Here is a 2,740-nt window from a genome sequence, read left to right as displayed (position 1 = left end):
GTTTATTATGATGAATCTAATTTTGATTATGATTGTTTTGAATTAAAAGATTATGGTGTTTTTTATTCTGTTTTCAACGGTTGTCTTTGTTATGAAAATATTGAATGCACTCACGAAAATATAGAAAGATACAAAGAGGACTTTTTGAATGGAGATAGAATATTAAGAAATGGCTATGATGTTTTTCTGAATGTAATTGATGAAGAATTAATAATTGATTTTGAAAAAGAAATTTACTATGAAGATGATGATATTGAAGAATATTGACTTTAAATTATGGCGAACAAAAAGGAAGAATGGTTTTAATTCTTCCTTTTTGTTTGTCTACTTCTTTTACAATGGATCACCGTCTTCATCATAAAAATCTTCATAGCGTGGAACTGGTTGCTCACTATCTGGGTAAAGGAGTTTAGACGCTTCTATGTCTTGTTCTGTGCGTTGCTCTTCTTCATCTGGTGATAATGGTCTATCACCACGAACAACATCTTGAGAAGCTTGCTCACGCATAATTTTATTATACTCATCCCAATTTTCTTTGTGCCTGTTTCTACCTGTCAATTGGTCGATGTGAGTTTGATTGTGTAGCTTGTAATCATCATAGAAGTTCTGGATTGTCTCAACGCTATTACCAACGTATTTAGCTACTAGATAAATGTCTACGCCTTGCGCCAGTCGTGTAGTGATGAACGTATGACGACACGAATACAATACATAGTTTTTAAGTTCAATTTTCTTTTTAGCTAGGTAGTTTTTGAACGTGTTGAACTGGCTAGAGTAGCAAGGGATTTTGTTGTTTGAGTTTTCAAGAATCAATCTATCAATATTGATAAAGTTTTTTTCTGTGATGGTATGATCTGGGTTTTGGATTCGTGCTATCTCAATCAATGAATCTAGGGCTTTTTTACTCAATGAAATTCTACGACCATTTTTATTATATCGCTGAGTTTTTCCTTTCGTAACATAGAGATAATAATTTTCTGAACCTTTTTTAATGTCCTTGAATTTTAGATGATAGACTTCTTCCCCAGGTCTTACGCCTGTCTCTAAAAGAAAGATGAAGTAATGGTATAAAGTCTTTTTAATATCGACTGATAGCTGATTCTGTTTACCTGTGGCGTGATAATTTTCAAGTTCTGCAAGGATTAAATCAAGATCATTTGGTGAGAATGTATCTCTGTCCTCGGCTCGCTTCTTTTCAATCTTCTTTGGTAGAGTAGGGAACTCTGATTTTTTTAGTAGCTCTTCTTCTTCGAGCATTAAAAAAAGACGACTAAAACAAGTTTTATTGATGTTGTAGCGTGTCCCTGATAGTTCTAGGCTCTCAAAGTATTGACGTATGTTTTTAGTCGTCAGCTCTTTGATAGATTTTCTTTTGAAGTGCGGAACGATGAAATTATTTATTACGTGTCGATAATCGTGATAGATAGATTTTTGTGGTTTTTTGTTGTCTAAATCTGCAACAACCATCTCAAAAGCTTTTTTGACGGAAAGCTCTTTTGTTTCAAAGATCGGTAATCCTGCTGTTGCTCTTCCCTCGTATTCAAACTTTAAAGCCCAAGCTCGACTTCTTGCTTCAACTATGTCTGATGTTTTGAGAGAGCGTTTAATCTCTTTACCGTCAATTCGTAGTCTTACATAGATACTTTTAGTATGATTCTGACGGTATATAGCCAAGCCTTTGGTTTGATATTCATACATTCCAAAATCCTTAAAGTTGTATAAAAACTTGTATAAGCATTATGGTATTGTAGTGTAAGTGATTGTTAAAAGATATGATTTACTTATAACTAACCAATTCAAAATCCGTTGCCTTCGGGCATGGCGGTTCAAGTCCGCCTACCGGTACCATATTTAAATGACAAAGCCTCGACGAAAGTCGGGGCTTTGTTGTATCTAGCGCAATCAAAAGTGGCTCTGGATTTATTATTTCTGCTATCAACTCAATTCCTACCCCCTGTCGTTATATAGAAGAAGATACATTTTACTGTGCGCGGGATTGTGATAGGTAGATGAATGAATCAACTAGGTGTATCTCACTTAGTCTGTTTGCATTGAGTCGCTCTTCTTATCACCTCTTTATTCATTCTCAAGTATCAATAACCCTAATTAGTGCATGGCTGTTTCTTATGGATTTTTACTTTGCAGTAAGACTCTGAAATGCAATGGCATAGAATAAATGTCGCGGTTCCGAGAGTGGCCTATGGGCTTAGGAGGGGAAATTATTCTTTTAAGCTATATCAGGTAACGTAAAACCTAGGTTTATTCGAATTTTCTTATTTATGATCCCAACCTTTTTCAATCAGCCATACGTGTTATCCACAGGTGTTTGTGGGTATTTTGTTTAAAAGTTGGTAGGTAATTGGTATAAATAAGCTCTTGGGTTGAATAACTTTGCTTACCCCCTTTTTTTAATAAAAAACGCATTTAGTGCTTGCCAATAATGGTTGCGTCTCTATAATGCGACCCCACTGAGACGGCAGGCGCCACAAGGCTTCAGCAATAATCAGTAAGACGGCAAATGATGAGAAATTAATTTTCAAAAAGTGTTTGACACTGAATGTTAATTCGCTAGAATGGCCGTCCACTTCGAGAGGTACCTTATTTAAAAGGAACGCTCAACAAGTGAAGCTCTTTAACAATTTAAACCTATCAATCTGTGTGGGCACTCGTTGATGAATATCAAAACGTTTTATCGTTAGATAAAACAGATTCTTCGGAATCAAAATTGATTTCAATGAAC

General features: G+C 35.2%; 2 protein-coding genes. One reads left to right on the top strand and one right to left on the bottom strand.

The window, feature by feature from the left end; genetic code table 11:
• Nucleotides 1–267 (top strand): hypothetical protein (locus tag L4B77_RS19760; RefSeq protein ID WP_429752551.1); only part of this gene is annotated, 267 nt, incomplete at its 5' end.
• A gap of 66 nt (nt 268–333) precedes the next feature.
• Here the strand turns inward: L4B77_RS19760 and L4B77_RS19755 are convergent.
• Nucleotides 334–1,698 carry a site-specific integrase gene (locus tag L4B77_RS19755; RefSeq protein ID WP_429752549.1) on the bottom strand — a complete coding sequence of 455 codons (1,365 nt, stop codon included), beginning with the start codon at nt 1,696–1,698 and terminating at the stop codon, nt 334–336.
• Nucleotides 1,699–2,740: the final 1,042 nt, after the last annotated feature.

It is taken from the genome of Vibrio minamisatsumaniensis (assembly GCF_050337445.1).
Taxonomy (GTDB): Bacteria; Pseudomonadota; Gammaproteobacteria; order Enterobacterales; family Vibrionaceae; genus Vibrio; species Vibrio artabrorum.
This window is presented reverse-complemented; position numbering and strand designations above follow the sequence as displayed.